Raw genomic sequence first — 1,364 nt, 5'->3', positions numbered from 1 at the left:
TGGTGTGGTATAAAAAAAGTTGACATCTTATTCTCAAGGATTTCATGATAGAATCAAGAGAATAAGGAGGTACTCAAAATGGCACGTAAATATGACCATGAATACAAAGTACAGGCAGTTAAGTTAGCAAAAGAAATAGGTGGTGCTAAAGCTGCTAAAGAATTAGGTATCCCGGAGGGAACTATCCATACATGGCTGAAAGCAGTTAGAGCAGGCACATTGGATATTGGCGATGGTGCACATACTCCAGAAAGTGCGATGAGTCTTGCTGAGGAGCTTGCGATGCTCCGCAAACGCGTTAAGGATCAAGATAAAGAAATCCGGCGTCTGAAAGAGGAAAATGAATTTCTCGAGGAAGCAAGTGCTTTTTTCGCAGCCAGCCGTCGGAAGTCAGCAAGAACCAAAGAATGAAGTTCATTGCCATAAAAACGGAAGACGGCGTGATTAAGGGGAAACTCTCATTCTACTGCCGGATGCTCGGTGTCAGCCGCCAGGGTTTTTACAAATATCTTGCTATTAAAGATCGTCCCTGGAAATATCAGGATCTCGCTGATGCTATGAGAGCGATTAATTCTGAGGATGAATGCAATGATACCTATGGGCGTATTCGCATGTATCAGGCACTTCTCCTTAAGAATCTGGAAGGACTCAAAATCCCCAGTGAGCGAACTGTCTACAGGGTTATGGATGAAATAGGCCTTAGCCATCGGCCAAAGCGTAAGCCAAATGGTATTACCAGAGCTGATCGGGAAGCGCGTAAATCGGATGATCTTCTGAAGCGAGATTTCAAATCCAATAAGCCACTTGAAAAATGTGTAACTGACATCACAGAGATCAAGGCTAAAGATGGAAAACTGTATGTTTCAGCTATCTTTGACTGCTTTGATTCCAGTGTCCTTGGTCTGGCGATGGAAACCAACATGAAAGCAACTTTGTGTGAGCATACCCTGGATAATGCCTATCTTGCATATCCTAATCTGCGAGGCGCCATTTTACACTCTGACAGAGGAACACAATATACCAGTGAAACCTATCGTAAGGCTCTGGCAAAATACGGTATTATTCAAAGCATGAACAGTGCTGGTGGCAGGTGCCATGATAATGCCCGATGTGAAAGCATGTGGGCCAGAATGAAAAGCGAGCTTCTCTATGACCGCTACAATACGGAAACTATGACCACAGAGGAACTGAAGGTTCTCATTTGGAGATATTTCATCAGTTACTGGAATAACAGGAGGATCTGCTCTGCTAATGGTGGGCTTCCTCCGATCATCAAGCGCCAGAGATACTATCAATCTTTGGACCTGGCTGCATAGTCAGTGATATCTTTGAGATAAATGTGTCAACCAATATTGACAATATCA

2 protein-coding genes are annotated in these 1,364 nt (G+C 43.5%); both read left to right on the top strand.

Annotated elements, in window-relative coordinates; all coding sequences use genetic code 11:
* The first annotated feature begins 78 nt into the window (after positions 1–78).
* Positions 79–411 carry a transposase gene (locus BUB85_RS20850; RefSeq protein ID WP_073113382.1) on the top strand — a complete coding sequence of 111 codons (333 nt, stop codon included), beginning with the start codon at positions 79–81 and terminating at the stop codon, positions 409–411.
* Positions 408–1,316, top strand: a complete 909-nt coding sequence (locus BUB85_RS20845; RefSeq protein WP_070310171.1) for an IS3 family transposase — start codon at positions 408–410, stop codon at positions 1,314–1,316. Before BUB85_RS20850 ends, BUB85_RS20845 begins: the two co-directional genes overlap by 4 nt.
* Positions 1,317–1,364: the final 48 nt, after the last annotated feature.

The organism is Hespellia stercorisuis DSM 15480 (assembly GCF_900142165.1).
GTDB lineage: Bacteria > Bacillota > Clostridia > Lachnospirales > Lachnospiraceae > Hespellia > Hespellia stercorisuis.
Note: the sequence above shows the minus strand (reverse complement) of the source record. Positions and strands in the feature narration are given on the sequence as shown.

Excerpts from the sequence above, each read along its gene's own strand:
- BUB85_RS20845 (WP_070310171.1), top strand. The coding sequence starts at position 408 with ATGAAGTTCATTGCCATAAAAACGGAAGACGGCGTGATTAAGGGGAAA.
- BUB85_RS20850 (WP_073113382.1), top strand. The coding sequence starts at position 79 with ATGGCACGTAAATATGACCATGAATACAAAGTACAGGCAGTTAAGTTA.